The sequence below is a fragment of the Nonomuraea sp. NBC_00507 genome (genome assembly GCF_036013525.1).
In the GTDB taxonomy this organism is placed as follows: domain Bacteria; phylum Actinomycetota; class Actinomycetes; order Streptosporangiales; family Streptosporangiaceae; genus Nonomuraea.
The window spans coordinates 10,664,329-10,686,819 of sequence record NZ_CP107853.1 but is presented as its reverse complement, the minus strand read 5'-3'; the positions used below and the strand labels follow the sequence as shown (position 1 = coordinate 10,686,819).

At 69.9% G+C, this 22,491-nt stretch carries 22 protein-coding genes and 1 pseudogene; 9 read left to right on the top strand and 14 right to left on the bottom strand.

The features are described from left to right. Positions 1 to 511 precede the first annotated feature (511 nt). Both OHA25_RS51120 and OHA25_RS51115 read right to left on the bottom strand, forming a co-directional pair. Positions 512 to 1,033: a hypothetical protein gene (locus tag OHA25_RS51120; protein WP_327584096.1), complete on the bottom strand. Its 522-nt coding sequence runs from the start codon at positions 1,031 to 1,033 to the stop codon at positions 512 to 514. A 65-nt stretch (positions 1,034 to 1,098) separates the two neighbouring features. Beyond that, entirely contained in the window at positions 1,099 to 4,872 is a 3,774-nt protein-coding gene (locus OHA25_RS51115; RefSeq protein ID WP_327584095.1) for a DNRLRE domain-containing protein, read from the bottom strand. A 517-nt stretch (positions 4,873 to 5,389) separates the two neighbouring features. On the opposite strand from OHA25_RS51115, the gene OHA25_RS51110 reads away from it, so the two are divergent. Continuing rightward, the gene (locus OHA25_RS51110; protein WP_327584094.1) at positions 5,390 to 5,512 is read left to right on the top strand and encodes a hypothetical protein; all 123 of its coding nucleotides are present in this window, start codon (positions 5,390 to 5,392) and stop codon (positions 5,510 to 5,512) included. A gap of 715 nt (positions 5,513 to 6,227) precedes the next feature. Here OHA25_RS51110 and tnpA read toward each other — a convergent pair. Beyond that, a pseudogene (gene tnpA, locus OHA25_RS51105) lies at positions 6,228 to 6,620 on the bottom strand (IS200/IS605 family transposase); the annotation flags it as partial. A gap of 63 nt (positions 6,621 to 6,683) precedes the next feature. On the opposite strand from tnpA, the gene OHA25_RS51100 reads away from it, so the two are divergent. Next, positions 6,684 to 8,000, top strand: coding sequence for an RNA-guided endonuclease InsQ/TnpB family protein (locus OHA25_RS51100; RefSeq protein WP_327584093.1), 1,317 nt, complete (start codon positions 6,684 to 6,686; stop codon positions 7,998 to 8,000). Between the two features lie 171 nt (positions 8,001 to 8,171). Here OHA25_RS51100 and OHA25_RS51095 read toward each other — a convergent pair whose 3' ends face one another. Genes OHA25_RS51095 through gvpJ form a run of 7 tightly spaced genes read right to left on the bottom strand, consistent with a single transcriptional unit; the run spans position 8,172 to position 11,163 of the window. Beyond that, the gene (locus tag OHA25_RS51095; protein ID WP_327584092.1) at positions 8,172 to 8,456 is read right to left on the bottom strand and encodes a gas vesicle protein K; all 285 of its coding nucleotides are present in this window, start codon (positions 8,454 to 8,456) and stop codon (positions 8,172 to 8,174) included. Then, on the bottom strand, positions 8,453 to 8,623 hold the full coding sequence (locus OHA25_RS51090; protein WP_327584091.1) for a gas vesicle protein: 171 nt from the start codon (positions 8,621 to 8,623) through the stop codon (positions 8,453 to 8,455). Before OHA25_RS51090 ends, OHA25_RS51095 begins: the two co-directional genes overlap by 4 nt. Then, the gene (locus OHA25_RS51085) at positions 8,620 to 9,432 is read right to left on the bottom strand and encodes a GvpL/GvpF family gas vesicle protein (protein ID WP_327584090.1); all 813 of its coding nucleotides are present in this window, start codon (positions 9,430 to 9,432) and stop codon (positions 8,620 to 8,622) included. The genes OHA25_RS51090 and OHA25_RS51085 overlap by 4 nt, the downstream gene beginning before the upstream one ends. After that, positions 9,425 to 9,760 carry a gas vesicle protein gene (locus OHA25_RS51080; protein ID WP_371825754.1) on the bottom strand — a complete coding sequence of 112 codons (336 nt, stop codon included), beginning with the start codon at positions 9,758 to 9,760 and terminating at the stop codon, positions 9,425 to 9,427. The genes OHA25_RS51085 and OHA25_RS51080 overlap by 8 nt, the downstream gene beginning before the upstream one ends. Positions 9,761 to 9,764: 4 nt before the next feature. Further along, complete coding sequence (locus OHA25_RS51075; protein ID WP_327584089.1) at positions 9,765 to 9,992, bottom strand: gas vesicle protein GvpG; 228 nt, start codon at positions 9,990 to 9,992, stop codon at positions 9,765 to 9,767. Next, positions 9,989 to 10,738 carry a GvpL/GvpF family gas vesicle protein gene (locus tag OHA25_RS51070; protein ID WP_327584088.1) on the bottom strand — a complete coding sequence of 250 codons (750 nt, stop codon included), beginning with the start codon at positions 10,736 to 10,738 and terminating at the stop codon, positions 9,989 to 9,991. Before OHA25_RS51070 ends, OHA25_RS51075 begins: the two co-directional genes overlap by 4 nt. After that, positions 10,735 to 11,163, bottom strand: coding sequence for a gas vesicle protein GvpJ (gvpJ, locus tag OHA25_RS51065; RefSeq protein ID WP_327584087.1), 429 nt, complete (start codon positions 11,161 to 11,163; stop codon positions 10,735 to 10,737). Before gvpJ ends, OHA25_RS51070 begins: the two co-directional genes overlap by 4 nt. A 349-nt stretch (positions 11,164 to 11,512) precedes the next feature. Here gvpJ and OHA25_RS51060 point away from each other — a divergent pair, with 349 nt between their 5' ends. After that, the gene (locus tag OHA25_RS51060; RefSeq protein ID WP_327584086.1) at positions 11,513 to 12,562 is read left to right on the top strand and encodes a C45 family peptidase; all 1,050 of its coding nucleotides are present in this window, start codon (positions 11,513 to 11,515) and stop codon (positions 12,560 to 12,562) included. An 18-nt stretch (positions 12,563 to 12,580) separates the two neighbouring features. On the opposite strand, the gene OHA25_RS51055 is transcribed toward OHA25_RS51060, so the two are convergent. Further along, positions 12,581 to 13,744, bottom strand: coding sequence for an acyl-CoA dehydrogenase family protein (locus tag OHA25_RS51055; protein ID WP_327584085.1), 1,164 nt, complete (start codon positions 13,742 to 13,744; stop codon positions 12,581 to 12,583). A gap of 96 nt (positions 13,745 to 13,840) precedes the next feature. Here OHA25_RS51055 and OHA25_RS51050 point away from each other — a divergent pair, with 96 nt between their 5' ends. Continuing rightward, positions 13,841 to 15,013, top strand: coding sequence for a CaiB/BaiF CoA transferase family protein (locus OHA25_RS51050; RefSeq protein ID WP_327584084.1), 1,173 nt, complete (start codon positions 13,841 to 13,843; stop codon positions 15,011 to 15,013). Beyond that, entirely contained in the window at positions 15,010 to 15,678 is a 669-nt protein-coding gene (locus OHA25_RS51045; protein ID WP_327584083.1) for a GntR family transcriptional regulator, read from the top strand. The genes OHA25_RS51050 and OHA25_RS51045 overlap by 4 nt, the downstream gene beginning before the upstream one ends. On the opposite strand, the gene OHA25_RS51040 is transcribed toward OHA25_RS51045, so the two are convergent. From OHA25_RS51040 to OHA25_RS51030, 3 genes are read right to left on the bottom strand one after another with little or no spacing between them, the layout of a single operon-like run. After that, complete coding sequence (locus tag OHA25_RS51040) at positions 15,641 to 16,240, bottom strand: hypothetical protein (RefSeq protein ID WP_327584082.1); 600 nt, start codon at positions 16,238 to 16,240, stop codon at positions 15,641 to 15,643. The genes OHA25_RS51045 and OHA25_RS51040 overlap by 38 nt on opposite strands. Positions 16,241 to 16,261: 21 nt before the next feature. Then, complete coding sequence (locus tag OHA25_RS51035; RefSeq protein ID WP_327584081.1) at positions 16,262 to 17,602, bottom strand: hypothetical protein; 1,341 nt, start codon at positions 17,600 to 17,602, stop codon at positions 16,262 to 16,264. Between the two features lie 9 nt (positions 17,603 to 17,611). Further along, positions 17,612 to 18,478, bottom strand: a complete 867-nt coding sequence (locus OHA25_RS51030) for a MurR/RpiR family transcriptional regulator (RefSeq protein ID WP_327584080.1) — start codon at positions 18,476 to 18,478, stop codon at positions 17,612 to 17,614. A 130-nt stretch (positions 18,479 to 18,608) separates the two neighbouring features. Between OHA25_RS51030 and OHA25_RS51025 the strand changes: the two genes are divergently transcribed. From OHA25_RS51025 to OHA25_RS51010, 4 genes are all read left to right on the top strand, one after another. Then, positions 18,609 to 19,982, top strand: coding sequence for an MFS transporter (locus OHA25_RS51025; protein ID WP_327584079.1), 1,374 nt, complete (start codon positions 18,609 to 18,611; stop codon positions 19,980 to 19,982). Next, complete coding sequence (locus tag OHA25_RS51020) at positions 19,979 to 20,407, top strand: GAF domain-containing protein (protein ID WP_327584078.1); 429 nt, start codon at positions 19,979 to 19,981, stop codon at positions 20,405 to 20,407. The genes OHA25_RS51025 and OHA25_RS51020 overlap by 4 nt, the downstream gene beginning before the upstream one ends. Next, positions 20,404 to 21,612 (top strand): metal-dependent hydrolase family protein, encoded by a 1,209-nt coding sequence (locus tag OHA25_RS51015; RefSeq protein ID WP_327584077.1) that lies wholly within the window; start codon positions 20,404 to 20,406, stop codon positions 21,610 to 21,612. Before OHA25_RS51020 ends, OHA25_RS51015 begins: the two co-directional genes overlap by 4 nt. A gap of 77 nt (positions 21,613 to 21,689) precedes the next feature. After that, positions 21,690 to 22,481 (top strand): alpha/beta hydrolase, encoded by a 792-nt coding sequence (locus OHA25_RS51010; RefSeq protein WP_327584076.1) that lies wholly within the window; start codon positions 21,690 to 21,692, stop codon positions 22,479 to 22,481. Positions 22,482 to 22,491: the final 10 nt, after the last annotated feature.

Sequence of the window (22,491 nt, the reverse complement as noted above, 5' to 3'; positions counted from 1 at the left end):
GGTCGTGAGCGCCCGCATGGTGTCGACATCACCGGCGGCCGCCGCCTCCAGATGGTGCGTACGACCTGTTCCGGCGAGGCATCCGCACCCGGAACCGGTACCTTTCGCTGCTGCAGGCCGAGCAGTCGGCACAGGCCGACCTGGCAGCCGGCACAGGCGACCACGACCCCGGCGGCCACGACCAACATGATGGCCAGGCCGAGGATCGTGTATTTCTTCATGCGCTGGCCTCCGACATGCCGGAGGGGTGGGGCGCAAAATCGGTCCGTTCCCCACCCTCACGGTTGTGTGCCTAGTAGTTGACGCGGATGGCGTACACCTTCATGGTCGGGTGCGTGCGCCGCGCCTGAGGGAGGGATACGGACAGTGGCGCCGCGGCTCCTGGCGCCAGGCCCGCCACGTGTCACCCGGGCATCGCAACTACCTGTTCAGCGCCAAGCAGCCGGTGACGGCCTGCCGGGCGCACCGGCCCGCGCCTCAGCTGGAGATGAGGGCTGAGAGCTTTTGAGGCTCAAAGGGCGGCTCCGGAGTCGAAGACGCGCCACCTTTCGCCTGGGGCGTTCCTGCCGATCAGATAACCCCAGTCCACCTTCCCTTCCGGGTCTCGGGGCAGGCCACTCTTCGTGCGGGACGTGAGACGGAACTTCACCCACACTGCGGCGACCTCGCGAAACTCACGACGTTCCAGGCCTTCGGCAGCGGCCCGTTGGAGAACCAGGCCGTCGATGCGCTGCCAATTGCAGTAGGGTGCCCCGACCACGGATCGTTCGCGTTCGGTGAACGCGGGGACGGCCAGCTTCTCCATCGTGTCGACATCGCGAGCGACCAGCGCCTCCAGGTAGGCGCGGACGACCGCCTCCGGTGCGGCGTCCGGGCCGGGCAGGGCGACCCGCCGCTCCGGCCCGGCCAACAGCTGGCATGCGTACACCTGGCAGGAGGCGCAGACCACGGTCACGGCGACCCCGAGCGCGGACGCGAGTACCACGGCGCCCAGGACGACGCCGATCCTGCGCCGGATCGGATTTCCGCTCACGTGGGTGTCCTTTCCCGTCCGGCGGAGAGCGGTGCGCGAGGGCGTGGGTGCCCTCGCGCACGTGCTCACCAGTTGACGCGAATCGCGTAGACCTTCATGTTCGGGTACTTCTTCTTCCCCGCGGTCATTCCATCAACGAGCGATCGCCACTGGTACGTCGGTTGATGTTGTGCGTAATACACGCCCTTCCAGGATTTCGACGACTTCTTGCTGACAACGGACACGTGGCCGAAGACGTTGTTGCCGTGCCAGTCGATCAGGAGGAGGTCGCCGACTCCGACGTCCGCCCACGAGCGGACCCAGCTGGCCCGGCCCCGCGTCTTGATGAAGTGGAGGTAGAAGTTGTGCGCGGCGGACCAGGAGTAGGAGCTCAGGAACCGTCTGGGCCACGACTGGTACCACCAGCGGGGGTCCTTGCGCTGGCTCAGCGCGCCGAGCGCGCTCGGCGGCACGGCCATCTTCACCCCGCCTCCGCGGTAGAGGGCCTTGGAGGCGAAGTTCGCGCAGTCGTTGTCGAAGTCGTACGGCTCGGTGTGTGCGTTGTTGACCGCCCACGTGGCGATGGCCTGGCGGTTCACGGCCGCCGTGGCGACGCTCTGCCGGGTACGAGCCGTTTCGACCGGGTAGCCGTTCTGGTCGACGGGCAGGGGCGCCGCGTCGTCGGGCAGCGGCGGCACCGGGGTGCCCGCGGGCAGGGCGTTTAGCTCTCCCGCCCGGCCGTCGGGCTGGTCCGCGCCGGCCGCCTGCGACCGTACGAGCCCGATCCTGTCCGTCGCTGCGTTGAACACGAAGGCCCGCGCCAGCAAGCTGGGGTCCTCGCTAATCTCCTCGTTCGTGGTGCCGGCCTCGATGGTGGTGCGGACGGTCTCCTTGACCTCCGCGTGAACGGTGACCTGACCGGTGTCGGCGCTGTGGGAGACGAGCACGTCGTCCAGTGTCTGAGCCACGCTGGTCCGGTCGAATCGCTGTTCGGCGGACTGCGCGGCCCAGTCGATCAGGTCGGCGCCCTCCGCGTGGAGGCTCGCGCGGATCAGCGTCGCCCGCGTCTTGCCGGTGAGAGCCTGGTCCACCGTCGTGCTGTCACCCTGCGCCAGCTCATTCCTGGCCTGCTGGTACTGGCGGACCGCCTCGATGTACTGCTGGCCGCCGCCGGGGACGGGGCTTGGCGTGAAGGCGGCCGAGGTCGTCCAGGAGCCGGCCGCCGTGGCGTTCACCGCCCGGACCTGGGCTCGGTACGCCGTCCCGTTGGACAGGCCGGTGACGACCGCGTGGGTCTCCTTCGTGCTCAGGCTGTGGACGACGGCGCTGCTGCCGTTGATCACCTGGATGTCGTACCGGGAGATCCCGGCCGAGGAACCCTCGTCTGCGGGGGCCGCCCACGACAGGTGCACGCCTCCGTCTCCGCCCCTCGTGCTGACGGCCCCAACGGCGGCGGGGGCGGCGGCGGGGAGGTAGTCGATGACCAACTGCACCGGAGCGGACACGCCGGACGCGCCGAACGTCGCGACCGGGCTTCCCGGCTCGGCCTGCAGCGCTATCCCCTGGCCGGCCCCGGGCTGCTGGTCCCACACCTTCGCGATCTCCGTGACGTCGATCACGGGCTGCCCGACGGTGGCCTGGACCGGCGGCTGTCCATCGACGAGCTCGGCCAGGCCCGCGCCTGTCGTCGCGTCGGTCACGTCCTCGGCCGTGGCGGTCGCGGAGATCTTCCTGTCGTTGACGCAGGGAGCGGCATCGCAGGCGGGCGTGCCCAGGTTCAGGACCGCGGAGGTGATCTGGGCTCCGCCGGGGAGCGCGCCCACGTCGGCGGACAGCCAGGTGATCCGCCGGTCGGCGGCGTCCCCTCCCACGACGATGGTAGAGCTCGGCTCCAGCGGACAGGCCTGGCCCGCGCAGGCGTCCGCGGCGCTCTTCGCCGTTCTGATCGTGAGAGCGTCCTTCTCGATGGTGAGCCGGTGGGTTCCCATGGGCGGGGGCGACGACTGGGTGGGCACCGTAAAGCTTCGTCCCGCGCTCTGCGGGGTGCAGGTCTCACTCGCGCATGCCTGGAGTTTCCAGGTGTACGTTTGTCCCGCCTGGACCACGCCGTCAGGCAGGCGTAGGGCGATCTGGTAGGCGTCGGCCACCGTGCCCTCCCCGATCGGGCTCGGCCCTGCGGGGGCGCCGGTGCTGTCGTAGAGGAAGAACCTGCCGGTGACCTGCTTGCCCGAGGGTCTGGCGATCAGTCCCATGAGCACGGGATTGCCCGGATCGCTGAGGTCGGTGCCGACCGTCGCCGGGCTGTCGGGCGCGTCGGAGGTGATTCGGTACGCCGGGGTGGTGTTGCACACCGGCGGCGTGACGCCGGACAGGCAGGCCTTGACAGCGAGCTTGACGCTGTTCGCGTTGCCCAGGGCGACGTCGCGGGTGACCTGCTGGCCCGACCCGCCGACGTGGGGCGCGGGTAGGGAGACTGGGTTGACGTACTCGTCGACCGCCATCGAGTACTCGAGGTCCTCGCCGCCCGCGGAGCTGGAGGTGTACGTCAGCCCGACCGTGCTGTCCCGTACGACGGCGTCATTCCCACGCAGGACGTCCACCTTGCCGAGCGAGATGGTGGGAGCCTCCGGAGCCAGCCAGTAGGTCACCGACAGCTTGGGCGTTCCGGCGCCGCCCCATTCGGCGGAGTCGAAGACACGGCTGTAGTCGGGCCGCGTGGCGGACTCGTCCACGCCACGAAGCAGAACGCCGTAGTTGGGCGCGCCGTTCGCCCATGCCTGAGCGATACTGGGTATGGACCAGGTCATGTCCTGGCCTTCGGTGCAGCCCGCTGCGTCTCTGGTGACCGCCTCGCCTTCTTGGGTGGTGGCAGGCTGGGCGTTCCACTCTAGGATCAGTGGATCCCAGCTCGACGTGACACGCTGGGCCTTCAAGCCGGACTGGACGTCGCCGCATCCGGTCAGGAAGTGCTGCCGAAGCCGAAGGCTGGCGCTGTAGACTGTGCGACCGGCGAGGCCGGTGGCGTCAAATTTCAAGAACGTTCTGTCGATGCGGTAGGTGTCCTCGAAGGGATCCTGATAACCACCCGCCCACAGCTGGATGTCACTGTGCTGGGATTGGCCGTAGGTGGCGGAGTTCTCAATCCAGGTGTCGTCCTGCAGGCCGAGTGTCACGTCCGGGTCGACCGTGACTGGAAAACGCGTTGAGGGGTCGTTGAGGAACGACATGCTGGGCTTGAGAACGACCGCGGCGTCGTCGCCCTTGCCTTCGACCGCCGTACGGACGTCGGCCTCGCGGGCTTGCGCAGTCCGCCTGGCGGTATCGCGGTCCCACATGCGTGGCTTGTTGCCGACGCCCAGTTCCTTGCCCTTGCTGTCCTTCAGGACGAGAGCACCGTCGGAATCGGTACCCAGCGCTAGCCCGTGCGACTGGACCGGCATCCTGAACTCCAGAGGGCCGCTGGGCCGCTGACGGAGCTTGACGTTGAACCTGAAGCCGGACGCGAACGCGGTGACGACGAGATCTGCGCCCGAGCCTGCGGCGTTGGCGTACACAGCGGAGTTGCCGCTGACGGCGGGGCGAGGCAACGCCGTGGGCCAGTCGAGAGCGAGCTTGCCCTTTCCGGCGACGTCCACGGCTGCGAAGGGCTTGTCCTTGCCGCCTGTGGAGAACTCGACCTTCAGCTTCGGACTGGGGACGACGGGAGTGAGTGTGCCATCCCGTTCAGTGAGTGAGGGGTCGATCCACTTCCAGGATCCGTCATCCTGCTTTGCCCTGGCCGGGGCCGCATAGGTGTCCACGGTTATCTGACCGTTGGCGTGCGCCCATGTCCTGCTGGTTGGCGATGCGACGGCGAGCACCTCGATGGCGGCTCCTTGACGCCTCGCCTGCTGAACGGCCTCTCGCAGCGCGGCGTCCGGGTCATCCGACTTTGGAAATGTCGTCAAGGATGGCGCGGACTTGTTGACTTTCGGATCGACTTGCGCCTCGGTCGGTAGGGCAAACAGGAAGAGCGAGGTCGCTGCTGACAATGCGGTCGCCGCAGCAAGTGTCCGGCGCGTTCTCCTACCGCCCCTGGGTAAGTTGACTAAGAAGTTCACTCACACCTCCATGCGCGGGTGGACAAACATGAAAGTCTTACCTCACACTTACCTCGAGTCACAAGAGCTAGAAAAGAATTCTATCGATATCTTGTTCTGTCTACGACTGAGCGTGAACCTGCCCCGCTCAGTGAAGTGATCCGGCCCAAGGGAGGCGTCAACGCACGTCAAAGCTTGATCACTTAGGGTGGGCGGCGGGGCATTTGCTTCTAGCGATCTTTGGTCGTGGGCTCCTGTAGGTTTGTGTCAAGTTTCACGACGCCCGGGGAAGTCGAGCTTGGGCGGCGTAGTCGTCGACGTGCCGGGCGCCGCCGCCTCCGCCGGGCTCTCCTCCTGGTGCCCGATCAGCGGCGGCCGGCGATTTCATGGCGTCGTCAGGCGGGTCCGCGCGGCCAAGTGAAAGCGGTCGGCCGAAAGTGACGGTCCATTTCGGAAGAGCGGATCGCTTTCTTTCCGTGAAACTTTCACCCCGGCTGGTCCTCGGAATGCCTCTTCCGCTGTTAATGCGCCGCATTGACCAGGCATGGCGCGGCCACGCCCGACATTGACAATAGAAAGTCAATTGGCTGGTGCGATGTGGTCAGATACCGTCCCCCGCCTGGACCGCTCCTCATCACCGGAACCCCGACCGGAACAGGGAGACCGCACGATGCCCCAAGCCGCACTCAACCGCTGGGCGCTGCGCGCCCTGGCCGTGCTGATGTCCATGGCGATGATCTTCGCTGTCCCCTCGCCGACACCGCCTCCGCGCACGGGTGGTCACTGACCCAACGCCATGTGGAACTGGAACGGGCTCTATCGGGACAACGTCGGCGGCAACCACTAGGCCGTCATCCCCAACGGGCAGCTGTGCAGCGCCAGCCAGACGTAGGGCGGCCGGTACCGCTCGATGGACACGCCGGGCGCCTGGACGATGGCGAACCTGCCCATCACGTTCGACATCGGCCTGATCGACCAGGCCAGGCACGGCGCGGACTACATCAGCGTCTACCGAGGTGCGGGCCAGTGCTCCCGCCTTCAGGCGGGAGGTGTAGGCCCGCGTGGGAAGGCCCCAAGGGCCTGAGCGTGCCCTATCCCGAGCTTTGGAACCGGTCGTGACCATGTCTGGTCTTGTCTCATTTCTGGGGCCGGTCCTGGGACTGGAGGTACGTGCGGATGGTGGCCAGACTGGCATCGCCGGTCGAGCCCGCGGAGTAGGAGCGGGACCAGAAGTGCCCGTCCCATAGGTGTGTGCGGACGTGAGCGCTGTATTCCTGGCGCAGGTAGCGGGCCGAGACGCCCTTGAGGGAGTTGACCAGGGAGGACGGCGCGACCTTGGGCGGATAGCGGACCAGGAGATGAACGTGGTCGTGCTCGCCGGTGAACTCGACCAGCTCGCAGTCGAACTTCTCGCACACCTCTTTCATGATCTGTTCGCAGCGTTCCAGCATCGGGCCGGTGAAGACGTCCCGCCGATATTTCGTGACAAACACCAAATGCGCGGACAGATCGTGTACGCAGTGACGCCCGGTTCAGATGTCCGGGTTGGGTTCCCATCGCGGTGACATACACCAAACGATAGAATGAGCCGCGTGGAGCGGGAGAAACGCAACCGCGCTCATGTCGCCCGCCTGGAGTTGGACCAGCGGCAGAGCGCCGTGTTGGACGGCCAGGCGCACAACGCTCGCACGCTGTGGAACCTGCTGCACGAGTTCTTCACCTTCCGGCAGGGCCGCTTCGCCTCCCTCGCCCAGTGCGACGAGGCCATCCGGGCCGCCCGCAAAGAGATCGACTGGCTCAACAACCTGCCCGCCCAAGCGGCGCAGGCCGTGCTGCAGACCTACCGGCAGGCGTGGGCCAACTTCTTCAACCCCGACCACCCGGCCGAACGCCCCACGTTCAAGAGCCGGTACCGCTCCCGGATGGCGGTGGACGTCCCCCAGGCGCGGGACCTGAACATCACCCGGATCAACCGGCGGTGGGGCGCGGTCACCATTCCCAAACTCGGCCGGGTCCGCTTCCGGTGGACCAAAGACCTGCCGGGGGTTACGAAGGGCGGCCCGGACGGGAAGATCACCGGGGCGCGGTTGGTGAAGGAGGCAGGCGGGTGGCACATCGTGTTCCGCACCCAGACCATGCAGGCACCCCAGGCCCCGCACCAGGGGCCGCACACCGCGATCGACCGGGGCATCGCCGTGCCGTTGGCGCTGGCCACCGGGGAGAAGATCTTCCACCGTGACCAGTGGCTGACCGGCGGGGAGCAGGAGCGGCTGCTCCGTCTGGAACGCAAAGCCGCCCGCCAGAAACGCGCGGCGAAACCCGGACAGCCTGCCAGTAACCGGCTGAAGCACACCTACGGCCAGATCGCCCGCCTGCGCGCCAAAGCCAAGCGCCGGGCCATCGACTGGCAGCACCGAACCACCTCCCAGCTCACCGACCGGTTCGGCGTCATTGTGCTCGAAGATCTCAAGGTCACGAACATGATGGCGAGCGCCTCCGGCACCCCCGAACAGCCGGGCAGGAACGTCGCCCAAAAACGCGGCCTGAACCGGGCCATCGCCACTGAGGCGTGGGGTCGCACCGCCGAGTTCCTCACCTACAAGGCCACCGGCAAGGGCGGCCAGGTCGTCTACATCCCGGCGCCGGGCACCAGCCAGGAATGCCACGCCTGCCACACGATCATCGAGGGCTCCCGCCAGAGTCAGTCCCGGTTCGTGTGCAGGAATCCAGCCTGCGGGTGGATCGGCAACGCCGACGTCAACGCCGCCCGCACCCAGTTGTACCGGTACAACTCAGCCGCCGGACGGGCGGTCACCGGACGTGGAGGCCCTGCACCACTGGGGGCGCTGAAGCGTCAAGCACCTCATGGCAGGACCACCCGCACCACCCCGCACGGGGTGGCGGCGTAGCGGCCATGAGAATCCTCCCATTCATTCATGGGGAGGAGCACGTCAAACGATCTGGAAGGCCTCGCACATGGACCAGACGTACTACTTCTGCAGCGACGTCAACTTCACCTGAGCCTGACTGACGTGGTGTCTCCGCCGGGCGCGGCCCTCGTGCGCGCGCCCGGCGGAGGGCTATGGGCGAGGTGCGTCAGGGAGGAGGGTGCCGAGCGGGCCGAGGTCGAGGTTGAGCTTGTCCTCCGTGATGCCGAAGCGGTCCTTGAGGTCGGTCATGGCCTGGTCGAGGCGCATGAGGGCGAGGCCGAGCGCCTCGGCCTGCGCCCCGGTGAGGTCGCCCTCGTCCACGCGGCGCAGGGCCTGACGTTCCATGAGCTGGCGGATCAGCTCGACCAAGGTCAGCACCAGGCAGACGAGGTCGTGCTCGACCTGGTCGGGGTCGGTTTCCAGGCGGCGGATCATGTCGGCTCCGCGCGGACGGAGGTGATCAGGGCACGCAGGGAGACGCGTACGAGGTCGACCTCGGCGATGGAGATCACCAGGTCGCCGCTCAGCACGACGCCGCCGGCCAGCAGCCGGTCGAGCAGATCGACGAGCGCCACCTCCCGCTGGACGAGCTCCGCGGTCATGCCCGCTCCTCCCCGTCGATCGTGGTGAAGGAGTAGGCGGGCCACGGGCCGGTCACCTCGACGCGCATGTCGTCCCACCGGGCGGCCAGATCGGCCGCGGCCTCCGTGAAGGCGTGGGGGTCCTCGATCAGGTACGCCGCGTTGAGAACCATCACACCGTCGTGCCCCGACAGCCGGCGATCCTGGAGACGATGCCGGTGGCTGGCGATCGCGTGAGGCGCCAGCCGCGCGTGCACTCGCTCGGCCCGGCCCGCCAGCGCCTGGGTCGCGTCCTCGCGCCGGCGGCGCTGAGCGCTGCGCCGCCGCAGGTATGCCACACCAGGGCCGGGCCGTTGCGCGGGGGAGAACGCGCCCTCAGGCACGGCGGCCGGTGGCGACAGGCTGGCCTGGTCGTTGGCGGGTGAGCCGGTGAGGGCGGTGCCATACACCTTGACGCCCCATTCCGAGCGGCCCGCCACCCTCGACAGGGCCCGCTCGATTCCACCCCGCCGCTCCTCCAGCAGCTCCCTGACCCGGCGGTCGTCATGGAAGACCGTGGCCAGCCGCACCGGCGCGGTGGGGCCGCGGCCGGCGACCGTCCGCACCACCGCGTCGTGCGCGCGGGCGATCGCCTCCAGCCACGCCAGGTCCTCGAGGTTCTCGCGGAGCGCCCGCTCGCCGAACTCCGCCAGCGGCACCGTGCTGACCACCGCCGTCAGCCCGGAGTGCTCGGCCACGCGAACCCGGCTGCCGGACACTCCGGCCACCGCGCCGGCCACCGGATCGCGTGCGTTGGTGACGGCGTACAGGTAGACGGCGGTGTCAGTCATGCGGATCCCTCCCCGGTGTCCGCTCCAGCTCGGCGAGCCGAGCGCGCAGCTCGCGGTTTTCCGCCAGGACGTCCCCGCGGGCGCGGGAGGACAGCGACGGGTCGTGTTCCCACCAGTCGATGCCCAGCTCCTTCGCCCGGTCCACCGAGGCGACCAGGAGGCGGATCTTGATGGTGAGCAGCTCGATGTCCAGCAGGTTCACCCGGACGTCGCCGACGACCACGATCCCCTTGTCGAGGACGCGTTCCAGGATGTCGGCCAGGTTGGCGGGGTCGCTGCGGGCCGGCTCGGCGGCGGGTCCTGAGCGTACCCAGGAGATGTCGGCCACGACCTCACCTCCTCGGCGCCCGCAGCAGCCGGTCCAGCAGCTCCTCCTCCCGCGCGGCCGCCTCCTCCTCGGAGATCTCACCGGCGGCCAGGTCGGCTGCCACGTCCTCCAGCTCGCGCCTGATCCGGACCGGGTCGTAGAGCTGTTCCTCCGCGCGGTCGCACAGGAACTCCGCCATCCGGATAACCGCGAACGCGGGCGCGAGCGGCCATGTCACCAGCTTGGTGATCACGACTGCCGCCCTTGCAGCGAGCCCACGAAGTCGTACGGAGGCAACGGGCCGACGAGGCGCAGCCGCACGCGGCCCGCCCACTGCCGGCCGAGCTCCTCGATCGCCTGCTCGAACCCGTCCTCCTGCCCCTGCTCGACCAGGAACGCCAGGTTCGCCACCTCGTCCTCCCTGGCGGGCGGGCGCGGTGCCACCTGCTCGGCGTACGGGGACAGCGCGGCCGTCAGCCGATCGCTGTCGCCGGCCTGTTTGCGGGCCATGGCCCGGGCGATGACCTCGCCGAGTCGCAGGCGCTCGTCGTAGCTGGACTCTTCGGGCACCCCGCGGATCCGCTCCCGCAGCTCGAGCACCGCGGGCTCCTCGCGCAGCACCTCCAGGTAGGCGGAGTCGTTCTCGTACCGGCCCTTCACGACCAGCTCGACCCGCCCCCGGATCTGCTCCAGGTCCGCGAGGAACGCGTCCTGATTGGCGGCGAGCAACTCCTCGGAGATCTCCTGCGGTCCCGTCATGGCCGCGCCGAAGCGGAACGGCAGCACGGGGACGCGACGGCGGGCCAGGTCCTCCAGCACCCGCTCGTGGGAGAGCAGGTCGTCGCGGGTGCCGAGCGGGCGGTCCGCCGGCAGGTCGCTGACCAGGGCGCCGCACCGGTCGTGCGTCACCAGCGTCACGGGCGCGCCGCCGATCCCGGTCACCGGAGCCGGGAGGGTTGTGGTGCTGTGGGTGACGCCGTATATGTACTTGCTCGTCATGACTTTTCACCATCCGTCTCGACGGTCACGCCTTTGACGACGACCTGCGTCTCCTTCTGCGCGGTTGGGCCGAGGGGAAGAGCTCCGTGGCGTACGTCGACGGAGATCTCCTCTCCGCGGATGTCGAGCCGTTCGATGGCCTGCGCGTACCGCAGGTACGTTTCGACGCTGGCCATTACGACCCGCGCCTGGATGGTGAGGACTTCTATGCCGATCAGTGAAACCTGAACGAATGCGTCGATCACGAGCCCTTTGTCGAGAATGAGCTCGACGACGTCACCCAGGCCGCTGGAGCCGGAGCGCTCAACGACAGCCGGGGTTGACATGATTTCTCCCTCCTTTGACGCCGCGATGTGAATTTCACCCTGTGTCAGTCCTTGGTCGGCGTCTATGTCGTTTGACCTATTCGTCGAAACCGGCGACATCGGATGACAATCTCAGTTTTTCGGTCGCGATCGTCGAAACTTTCACCGGTCTCACACAGGCGCCGGGAGGTCGTTTCCGCTGCTCGCCCCCATTGGAGGGGGATCGGCGGCAGCACAGATGGGCGTTGACATGGATCCGGTATTTGTGCGGATTTATGCAGTCAGATACCGTCCTCGACGGGAGCGCTCCGATCACCGGACCCCCGGCTGAACACGGAGCCAGCCGCCCGCCGGACGACCCTCGCGCGTCCGGCGGTCGGCGCCGTGTGCGGCGGGAGGGGCGCTATGTGCGGCGTCGTGCGTCGAGGGACAGGTTCGCAGCGCTGTTACCTGGGGTAGTGGGTGGTTCATGAGTTTCCCCGACTTCACCTCGACGCAGATCGATCCCCGCGCCCGCGGCAAAGAGCTCGGCACACACCGGCGGGAGGCGATCGTCGCCAACCTCGCCGGCTACTCCGACTTGTTCGCCGTCGCGGGCGCCACCGCCACGCAGGTCCGGACGTGGGGCGAGCAGGCACTCGACCGCGCCGCCGACTGGGCGCCGCACTTGGCGGAGGAGATCGCCGGGATCGCGTCCGGCGCCGGGCTGGAGCCGTGGCAGGTGGCCGTGGTCAACGCCCGCACCGAGATCCTGGCCGCCATCGACGCGGTCGGTGAGGGGGAGTGCTCCACGTCCGTCGTGCTGCCGGGGCCCCGTACGGTGCAGACCTGGGACTGGCACGACCATCTGCGTGACGCGCCCATGTTGTGGGAGCTGGAGAGCAGTCCGGGGCACGTGGTGCGCACCTTCACGGAGGCCGGGGCGCTGGCCAAGATCGGGGTCAACACCGCCGGGCTCGGCATCCACTTCAACATCCTGCGCCACGAGTCCGACAACGACGATCTCGGCGTGCCGGTGCACCTGATCGCCCGCAGGATCCTGGAAGACGCCGCCACCGTCGAGGACGCCATTGCCGTCGCCTACTCCGCGCAGGTTTCCGCCTCCACCGTCATCACCGCCGTGACCTCGGACGACGCCGCCTCGATCGAGATCTCCCCGGCCGGGGTCGGCGTCATCGAGCCCGAGAGCGGCGTGCTGCAACACTGCAACCACTTCCTCAACTCCCACCTTGCGGCGGGGGAGCGGCACGCCACCGACCGGCCCAGCACCTACGCCAGGCTCCAGCACCTGGAGGCCAACACCGAGGGCCTGAGCAGCGACGACCACACCACGCGGGCGCTGGCCATGCTCAGTCACGGCCCCGAGGCGCCCGTCTGCGCCCACCCCGACCTGACGCAGCCGATCAATCAGCGGTGGGAGACCGTCGCCACGATCGCGCTCGACGTGCCCGCCGGGCGGCTGCGGGTGCACAAGGGCGGCCCCTGCCAGGTCACGGAGGAGACCTGGCAGACCTTCTGAGCCGGCCTTGGACTCGGCTCAGTGGAAGGCGGGGATCCCGGTCAGCGCCTTGCCCAGGACCAGCGTGTGGATCTCCGAGGTGCCCTCGTAGGTCAGGACCGACTCGAGGTTCACGGCGTGCCTGATCACCGGGTATTCGAGGGTGATGCCGCTCGCGCCGAGCAACGTGCGGCAGGTCCTGGCGATCTCCAGGGCCTCGCGCACGTTGTTCAGCTTGCCGGCGCTCACCTGCTCGGGCGTGAGCGTGCCCGCCTCCTTCAGCCGCCCGAGGTGCACCGCGAGCAGCAGGCCCTTGCCCAGCTCCAGCGCCATGTCGGCGAGCTTCTCCTGGGTGAGCTGGTACGACGTCAGCGGCCTGGCGAACACCTCGCGGTCGCCCGCGTAGGCGATGGCCGTCTCCAGGCAGTCGAGCGCCGCCCCCATCGCGCCGAACACGATCCCGAACCTGGCCTCGTTCAGGCAGCCCAGCGGCCCGGACAGGCCGCGCGCGCCCGGCAGCATGGCCGCGTCAGGGAGCCTCACCCCGTCCAGCACCAGTTCGCTCGTCACGCTCGCGCGCAGCGACACCTTGCGCTTGATGTCGTGGGCGGTGAAGCCCGGCGTGCCCGCCGGGACCAGGAACCCCCTGATCCCCTCGTCCGTGCGCGCCCACACCACGGCCACGTCCGCGACCGAGCCGTTGGTGATCCACATCTTGGTGCCGTTGAGCACCCAGTCGCCGCCCTCGCGCTTGGCCGTGGTCCGCATGCCGCCCGGGTCGGAGCCGAAGTCCGGCTCGGTCAGGCCGAAGCAGCCGATGCGCTCGCCGCCCGCCATCGCGGGCAGCCACTCCTGCTTCTGCTCCTCGCTGCCGTACTTCCAGATCGCGTACATCGCGAGCGAGCCCTGCACCGACACCAGGCTGCGCAGGCCCGAGTCGGCCGCCTCCAGCTCCAGGCAGGCCAGCCCGTACGCGACCGCGCCGAGGCCGGCGCAGCCGTACCCCTCCAGGTGCATGCCGAGCACGCCGACCTCGCCGAGGGCGCGGGCCAGCTCGCGGGCCGGCAGCTCGCCGCTGTCGAACCACCCGGCGACGTGCGGCCGGATCTCGCGGTCGCACACCTTCCTGACCGTGGTCCTGATCTCGCGTTCCTCGTCGGTGAGCAGCGTGTCCAGGGCGAACAGCGCGGTCGGGGCGATCATCGTGACGGCCTCCTATTTTGGATCCAATATTGAAAATCCAATATGGCACAGTTAGGGTGCGTTGACCATGGACGTTCTCAATCTCTGGGCGCCGGCGTGACAGCGGCGCTGTCGGGGCTGCTGGTGGCCGATTTCAGCCGGGTGCTGGCCGGGCCCTACGCCACCATGCTGCTGGCCGACCTCGGGGCCGACGTGGTCAAGGTGGAGCGGCCCGGCTCCGGGGACGACACCCGCGCCTGGGGGCCGCCGTACGGGCCCGGGGGCGAGGCCACGTACTTCCTCGGGGTCAACCGCAACAAGCGCTCGATCGCGCTCGACCTGCGGGCCGACGTGGAGGTGGCGCGGGCCCTGGCGGCCCGCGCGGACGTGCTCGTGGAGAACTTCCGGCCGGGGACGATGGAGCGGCTCGGGCTCGGGTACGACGCGCTGCGCGAGCTGAACCCGGGGCTCATCTACTGCTCGATCACCGGGTTCGGGTCGGGGGCGGGGGCCGGGCTGCCCGGGTATGACCTGATCGCGCAGGCGGTGGGCGGGCTGATGAGCGTCACCGGCGAGCCCGGCGGGCCGGGGACGAAGGCGGGCGTGGCGCTGGTGGACGTGATCACCGGCCTGCACGCCGCCCTCGGCATCCTGGCCGCCCTGCACCACCGCGACCGGACCGGCCAGGGCGGCCGCGTCCTCGACGGCGGCGGGCAGCCGCCGGGTCGCGGCGAGGGCCAGCGCGTCGAAGTCTCCCTCCTGTCCTCGCTCCTGTCCGCGCTCACCAACCATTCCTCCGCCTACGCGGCGGCCGGAGTCGTGCCGCGGGCCATGGGCAACCGGCATCCGAGCATCGTCCCGTACGAGGTGTTCGAGACCGCCGACCGCCCGCTGGTGATCGCGGCCGGCAACGACCGGCTGTTCCAGGCCCTCTGCGCGACGCTGGGCCGCGAGGACCTCGCGCGGGACACCCGCTACGCCACCAACGCCGCCCGGGTCGCCGCCCGCGAGGCGCTGGTCGCCGAGCTGAACGCCGCGCTCGGGGAACGTCCGGCCGATGAGTGGTTCGAGCTGCTCACCGCCGCCGGGGTGCCCTGCGGACCGATCAACGACCTGGCCGCGGCCTTCGCCCTCGCCGAGGACCTCGGCCTGGAGCCCGCCGTGGAGGTGGGCGGCGTGGGACAGGTGGCCAACCCCATCCGGCTCAGTGCCACCCCGCCCTCCTACCGCCGCCCGCCCCCCGCTCTCGGTGAGGACCAGGGATGGCTTCGTGAGATATTGGGGCCGTGAGCCCGGACGAAGCACGACGCAGGCCGCCGACGGCCCAGCAGTTCGTGCTGGGCGAGCTGCGCCGCGCCATCACGACCGGCCGCCTGCGCCCCGGCATGCCGATCCGGCAGGACGCCCTGGCAGAGGAGCTCCAGGTCAGCCGCGTCCCGCTGCGCGAGGCGCTCAAGACGCTCGAGGGCGAGGGCCTGGTCACCTACAAGGCTCACAAGGGCTATTGCGTCGCGACGCTCTCGCTCGACGACCTGCGCGAGGTCTATCGCATCCGCGAGCTGTTGGAAGAGGAGGCCGTGCGGCGCGCCGTCGACCGCCTCACCGACGCCGACCTCGACCGGCTCGAGGCGGCCCAGGACGAGGTCGAGCAGGCCGCCGAGGCAGGCGACGTCCTGGCCATGGCCACCGCCAATCGCCTGTTCCACATGACGGTGTTCGACTGCGCCGGCATGCCGCGGCTGGCCCGCCTGATCAGGACGCTGTGGGACACGACGGACGCCTACCGGTCGATGTACTACGGAGACGCCGGCAACCGGGAGCGAGTGATCAAGGAACATCGCGCCACCCTTGACGCCCTGCGCCGGCGCGCCGCCGACGAGGCCGTCGCCATGCTCAACATCCACCGCGAACACGCGGTCACCGAGCTGGAGTCCCTCCTCCCCCCGGCTCCGTGAGGGGCAGGGCGCAGATCGGCTCGCCCTTCTGGTCGAGCAGCTCCACGCTGGTCTCCTTCTTATGGCTCGGCGCCCACGCCAGCGCCTGCAGGCCGTGCTCCGGGACCATGATGGTCCGGCCCTCGAGCCTGACGGCGCCCACCTCCGCCGACAACCGCACGACGCCGTACGCCACCCACCTGGCCGGCCACGGAAACCACCGGCCCGCGTTGATGTCGGAACGGACCGTGCCGTCCGCCCGGCCGTGCCCGTTGAGCAGGGCGGCCGCCGGGCTCGGGGCCAGCAGGTCGTCGGCGGGTCCCGCGGCGGTGCTGGTGCCGTCACGCAGGGTCCAGCGGCCGCCGCGGCTCTGCGACAGGATCCAGACGTCGAGCCAGAACAGTCCGACGTCGTCGAGCCGGGCGAAGGCCGTCGCGGCGAGTCGGTCGCCCACGTAGAGGGACAGCGGCGAGAAACGGTGCCGTCCGCCGAGAGTCTCCGGCAGAACCTTCGGCAGTCCGTGAGCTATGAGTCGCCGGGTCTCGGTCGCGGGAGTGTACCCAGGATGGTGAGTACGATCCACGCGCTCATCGTACTCTCCGGCTCAGTTCGCGCACCTGTCGCGGCAGCCGCCGAACCGTGCCGTGTCGGCTTTCGTGAACGCCGTCCCCGGGAGGCCGCTCAGCGCCGCCGTCATGGACTCCTTCCAGATGGGGGCGGGGATCGACGTGCCCTCCACGCGTTCGTAGCGGCGGCCGCCGAGGGTGACGTCGACCAGCCTCTGGTCGAACGCGCCCCTGCCAGGGACGCCGAGCGCGACAGCGGAGGCCAGGTCAGGGGTGTATCCGGCGTACCAGGCCGCGGTGTAGCTGTCGGAGGCGCCCGCCATGCCCGCCGCGTCCCGGCCGAGGCCCTTGAGCGGACTGCGGGCCAGCCCGTCCGCGAGCACGTTCGTCACCGCGTCCGCGACCGCCGGGTCCAGCACGTCGCGGCAGCGTGGAGGAAAGGACCGCAGGACCTTCGAACCGTCGCTGACCTCGGCGACCGCCCTGGGCTCGCAGTGCTTGCCGCGGGCGGCGAGTGTGGCATAGGTGCCGGCGGCCGTCACCGGGTCCACCTCGTTGACGCCCAGTGAGAAGGTCTCGAACTCCATCACTTTGTGCCCGTCCGCGCGGGCCAGGCCGAGCCGACGGGCCATGGTCACGCTCTCGCACAGGCCGACCTCTTCCGTCAGCCGGAGGAAGAACGTGTTCTCGGCGGCCCAGGTGCCCGACCGCAGGGTCGTGAAGTCGCTGTGATCCCGTTTCGCGTTGAAGACCGAATGAGCGGGCTCGGCGACATTCTCCCCCTTGCAGTTCTTGAACGCGCTGTACGAGGGCGCGCGGTATGCGGCCGCATAGGGGAAGCCGTCCTCGAAGCGCAGCCCGCTTTCCAGCGCGGCGGCCAGCGTGTAGACCATCGCCGTGGACCCCTGCTGGTAGGCGAGCGCGCCCACCTTGTCGACCAGCGGGCGGTTGGTGGCCATCGCCCTGATGTCACCCGTGCCCGGGACCACCATGGCCAGCGCGGCGAGCGGCTTGTCGTCCGATCGCACGCGACGGTCGATGGCCTGCTGGGCGGACTGCTGCAGCCGCCGGTCGACCGTCGTCCTGATGGTCAGGCCGCCGCGCGCCGGCAAGTGCTCGTCCGCCGCGAGCAGCTCGTCGCGCACCCGCAGGCACAGATAGGAGACCCGGCTGCTCACGCAGTCGCCGTTGAACTCCTCCAAGACAGCGCCGGAGACGTCCACCAGCACGCTCTTGCCCACGACCGTGGGCTGGATCGGCAAACGATCGCGGACCGGCCGCTGCTCGTCCCCGCCGTCGCGGAGCACCAGAAACCCCGCGACCAGTAAACCCGCTGCGGCGACGACGCCTGCGGCAATCCGTAACCCGTTCACCGGCACGCGGGAATTCTAGGGCCTGCCGGTGGGGCGGCGGTGGAGGAGGTCGAACTTCGCCCACATGGCCTCCGCCGCCTCGATCGAAGCGCCCGTACGGGCCGGATCCACGGCCGCCAGCTGCGTGACCAGTGCCTGCGCGACCGCCATCCCGGCCGTCAGCGAGGGGAAGAACGCCTCACCCTCGGCCGGCACCATGACCACCTCCTCCGCCGCGCTCGCCAGGGCGGGGCTGGCCGCGTCCGTCAGCGCGAACACCCGCACCCCACGCGAGCGGGCCTCGTTGGCGGCCAGCACGGTGTTCTCGTACAGGCGCCAGAAGCTGATGGCGATCAGCACGTCGCCGGAGCGCATGGTGGCCATCGTGTTGGCCAGCTCGGCGTCGCCCGTGGTCACCGCCGTGACGGGGTAGCCCGCGAGGCCGGCGTTGTGCGCCAGGGCCAGGCCGACGGCGGCGTAACTGCCCTCGGCGAGGATCACCGTGCGCCGGGCGGTGGCCACCGCCTCGGCGATCGTGAGCAGCACCGCCTCGTCCACCCGCCGGTTGAGCAGGGCGAGGCTGTCGAGGTCGCGGCGGAGCGAGCGGGAGCTGGGCGAGCCGGTGCCGCGGTGCTCGGCGGCGACCTGGCCCGCGCTGAGCGAGGACAGGTAGCGGGCCCGCAACTCCTGCTGGAGCGCCGGCCAGCCGGCGAACCCGAGCGCCTGCGCCGTGCGGGTCACGGTCGCCACGTTGACGCCCGCGACCTGGGCCAGCTCCGCCGCCGATCCGAACGACGCGCGCCGCGGCTGCGACAGCAGCACCTGGAGCACCGCGGCCGCCTTGCCGCGCAGGCCGCGCTCCGGCGTCCGGGCGCCGAGCCAGTCCTCGAAGCTGTCGGTCAACGCATCCTTCTCTCGGGCAGAGCTGCAGGCCGGAAACATGCTACGTGCTCGTAACACATTGCAAAGATTATTGCAGATCGTGGAATCTGCACTGTATGTTGCTTCGAAATCGGTCGAAAGGGTGTGTTCGATGACCTTGTTGGCCCGGCTGGACCGGCTCCCCCTGAGCCGGCCGCACTACCTCCTCCTTCTGATCGGCGGCCTCGGCTACACGTTCGACGGCATGGACTCGGCCGTGGTCGCCTTCCTGCTGCCGAGCGCGCAGGAAGCCTGGGGCCTGAACAACGGCCAGCTGGGTCTGATCGGGTCCGCGACCCCGTTCGGGTTCCTCTTCGGCGCGGCCACCGCCGGGCTGCTCGGCGACCGCATCGGCCGCAAGAAGGTCATGATGTACGCGCTCGCGTTCTATGCCGTCTTCTCCGTGGTCGCCGCGTTCGCGCCCAACTACGAGGTGTTCCTGGCGAGCCGGGTGCTGGCCGGAGCCGGCGCGGGCGCGGAGAGTGCGATCATCGCGCCGTTCCTCTCGGAGTTCGTGCCGGCCAACCGGCGTGGGTGGTTCATCGGCGCGCTGGCCGGGTTCTTCTCCTTCGGGTTCGTCATGGCCGCGTTGATCGGGCGGTTCGTGGTGCCGACGATGGAGGACGGCTGGCGGGTGGCGCAGGTGATCACCGCGCTGCCGATCGTGATGTTGTTGTGGTGGCGCCGATCATTGCCGGAGTCACCGCGGTTCCTGCTGCAACACGGCCGGGTGGACGAGGCCGAGGCGGTGGTGTCCGACCTCGAACGCCGCGTCGAGCGGGCCACGGGCCATCCGCTGCCGCCGGTGCCCGAGTCCGCCACGCCGCCCGCGACCAGCACTCCCAAGGTGAACCTGCTCAGCGCGCTGCGCTACCTGTGGAGCCCGGTCATGGCCAAGCGGACCGCCGTCATCTGGCTGATCTGGTTCGTGATCACGTTCTCGTACTACGGGTTCTTCTCCTGGATTCCGACGCTGCTCGTGCAGCGCGGCATCACGGTGACGAAGAGCTTCGAGTTCTCGATCATCATTTACCTGGCGCAGGTCCCCGGCTACTTCTCGGCGGCCTGGTTGTCGGAGCGGCTGGACCGCAAGAACACGATCGCGCTCTACCTGTCCGGGTCCGCGGTCAGCGCGTTCTGGCTGTCGCAGATGGACTCGCCGGTCACGATCACGCTGGCGGGCGCGGTGTTGTCGTTCTTCCTCAACGGCACGTACGCGGGCGTCTACTCCTACACGCCCGAGGTGTTCCCCACCTGGATCCGCGCCACGGGGACCGGGCTGTCGAGTGCGTTCGGGCGGGTGGGCAGCATCCTCGCGCCGACGATCATCGGCCTGTCCGCCGCCAGCCTGGGCTTCGCGGGGGTGTTCGGGCTGACCACGGCGGTCCTGGTGGCGGGCGTCATCTGCGTGGTGGTGTTCGGCCTGTCCACGGCCGGGCGATCGCTGGAAGAGCTGACCGAGCCGGCCAAGGAGGGTGCCCAGTGACCGTGCTGGAGGAACTGGAGTCACGAGTGCGGAAGGAACTGGGCGTGCGGCTCTTCACCGTGCTGGCCTGGGTGCCGGAACGGCGGGCGCTGCGCCGCGTCCACACGAGCCATCCCGCTGAATATCCCGTCGGCGGGGAGAAGACCGTGGAGGTCGCGCAGGGCTGGCTGGCCACGTGCATCGAGGGACGCAAGCCGTTCTTCGGGCCGGACCGGGCGGCGGTGCGAGAGGTGTTCGCCGATCATGAGCTGATCGAGGGCCTGGGCTGCGGGGCCATCATCAACGTGCCGGTGGTCGACGAGGGCGAGGTGCTGGGCGTGCTCAACATCCTCGACGCCGAGGGCGCCTACGACGAGGAGTCGGTCGCCGTGGCCGAGTCCCTTGCGCTGCTCGCGGCGCCTGCCCTGCGCGGGGGTGCGCGATGAACCTGCTGCTGCGCAACGCCTTGGTGCTGGACGTCGACTCGGGTGAGTACGCCGAGGGGGACCTGCGGTGCGCGGACGGCCGCGTCGTCGAGGCGGGTCCCGGGCTGCGGGCACCGTCGGACGTGCGGGTGCTCGACGTGGCGGGCGCGTACGTCGTGCCCGGGCTGATCGACGCGCACGTGCACGTCACGGCCCTGACCGCGGACCTCGGTGCGCTCGGCCGCATGTCCCCGTCGTACGTGGCCGCGCACAGCGCCAGAATCATGGGCGAAATGCTCGGCCGCGGCTTCACCACGGTCCGCGACGTGTCCGGCGCCGACCACGGGCTGGCCGAAGCGCAGGCGGAAGGGCTGATCCGGGGGCCGCGGCTGCTGTTCTGCGGCAAAGGGCTGAGCCAGACCGGCGGCCACGCCGACTTCCGCGGCCGCGGCGAGCACGTGAGCGACGACCACCCGTGTTGCGCGGGCGTAGGGCGGGTCGCGGACGGGGTCGACGCGGTCCGCGTGGCCGCCCGCGACGAGCTGCGCAAGGGCGCCCACCACATCAAGGTCATGGCGTCCGGCGGGGTGGCCTCGCCGACCGATCGCATCGACTCGACCCAATACTCGATGGAGGAGCTGCGCGCGGCCGTCGAGGAGGCCGGGGCCGCCAACCGGTATGTGGCCGCGCACGCCTACACCGCCCGCGCCGTCAACCGGGCCCTGGAGGCCGGGGTGCGCTCCATCGAGCACGGCAACCTGATCGACGACCGCAGCGTGGAGTTGTTCCGCGAGCACGACGCGTTCCTGGTGCCGACGCTAGTGACGTACTGGGCGTTGAAGGAGGAGGGCCGGGCGTTCGGGCTTTCTGAGTCGAGCTGGCGCAAGGTCGACGAGGTGCTCGAGGCCGGGTTGGTCGCGCTGGAGCGGGCCGCGCGGGGCGGGGTGCGGCTGGCGTACGGGACGGACCTGCTCGGCGGCATGCAGCGGCACCAGAACCACGAGTTCCGCCTGCGACGGGAGGTGCAGGAGCCGATCGACGTGCTGCGGGCCGCCACGGCCGGCGCGGCCGAGCTGGCCGGGATGACAGGCGAGATCGGCACGCTGGCGGTCGGCGCGCACGCCGACCTACTGGTCCTCGACGGCGACCCCTTGGAGGACATCGGCGTGCTGGCCGACCCGAAGCACATCCGCCACGTCGTCCAGGCGGGCGCGGTCGTGTCGTAGGACGAGCCCCAGGCAGGCAGGCGCGGTCGTGTCGTAGGACGAGCCCCCGGCACCCGGGCAGGCGTACCGTTTGTTGCGTGACGTCGCTGACGCGGACCGCTCTTGTGATCGTCGCGGTGGTGTTCCTGCTGCTCGGACTGCTGTGGTTGTTCCAGCGGCAGCTGATCTACCTGCCTGACCGGTCCACTGTGCCGCCGGCCGGGAAGGTCATCCCGGGCGCGCGGGACGTCTCGCTCACGACGGGCGACGGGCTGCGCCTGGGCGCCTGGTACGTGCCCGGCGACCGCGACGTGACCGTGCTGATCGCGGGCGGGAACGCGGGCAACCGGCTGCACCGTGCGCCGCTGGCCAGGGCACTGGCGGCGCACGGGCTACCGGTGCTGCTCATGGACTACCGCGGCTACGGCGGCAACCCGGGCACTCCGACCGAGGAGGGGCTGCACCTCGACGTCCGCGCCGCCCGCGCGTTCCTCGGAGACGCGCGGGTGATCTACTTCGGCGAGAGCCTGGGCGCCGGGGTGGTGACCCGGCTGGCGCTGGAGCAGCCGCCCCAGGGGCTGGTGCTGCGCTCGCCCTTCACCGACCTGGCGGCGGCGGGGCAGGCCAACTACCCGTTCCTGCCGGTGCGGCTGCTGCTGCGGGATCGATACCCGGTGTCGGAGCGGATCGCGGCCGTGCGGGCGCCCACGGTGGTCGTGTACGGCACCCGCGACACGATCGTGCCGGCGCGGCTGAGCAGGGCGGTAGCCGAGGCGGCCGGGGGCCGGGTGACGACCGTGGAGATGACCGGGGCGGGGCACAACGATCTGTCCATGCTGACCGGCGACGAGCTGATCCGCGCCGTGGTGAAGCTGGCCGAGGGGATCTAGGCGGCCTTCC

What these genes read in the sequence shown, in the direction of transcription:
- OHA25_RS51055 (WP_327584085.1), bottom strand. Translation starts at nt 13,744, where the DNA reads ATGATCGCCCCGACCGCGCTGTTCGCCCTGGACACGCTGCTCACCGAC.
- OHA25_RS51095 (WP_327584092.1), bottom strand. Translation starts at nt 8,456, where the DNA reads ATGATCCGCCGCCTGGAAACCGACCCCGACCAGGTCGAGCACGACCTC.
- OHA25_RS51060 (WP_327584086.1), top strand. Translation starts at nt 11,513, where the DNA reads ATGAGTTTCCCCGACTTCACCTCGACGCAGATCGATCCCCGCGCCCGC.
- gvpJ (WP_327584087.1), bottom strand. Translation starts at nt 11,163, where the DNA reads ATGTCGCCGGTTTCGACGAATAGGTCAAACGACATAGACGCCGACCAA.
- OHA25_RS51015 (WP_327584077.1), top strand. Translation starts at nt 20,404, where the DNA reads ATGAACCTGCTGCTGCGCAACGCCTTGGTGCTGGACGTCGACTCGGGT.
- OHA25_RS51025 (WP_327584079.1), top strand. Translation starts at nt 18,609, where the DNA reads ATGACCTTGTTGGCCCGGCTGGACCGGCTCCCCCTGAGCCGGCCGCAC.
- OHA25_RS51090 (WP_327584091.1), bottom strand. Translation starts at nt 8,623, where the DNA reads ATGACCGCGGAGCTCGTCCAGCGGGAGGTGGCGCTCGTCGATCTGCTC.
- OHA25_RS51070 (WP_327584088.1), bottom strand. Translation starts at nt 10,738, where the DNA reads ATGACGAGCAAGTACATATACGGCGTCACCCACAGCACCACAACCCTC.
- OHA25_RS51085 (WP_327584090.1), bottom strand. Translation starts at nt 9,432, where the DNA reads ATGACTGACACCGCCGTCTACCTGTACGCCGTCACCAACGCACGCGAT.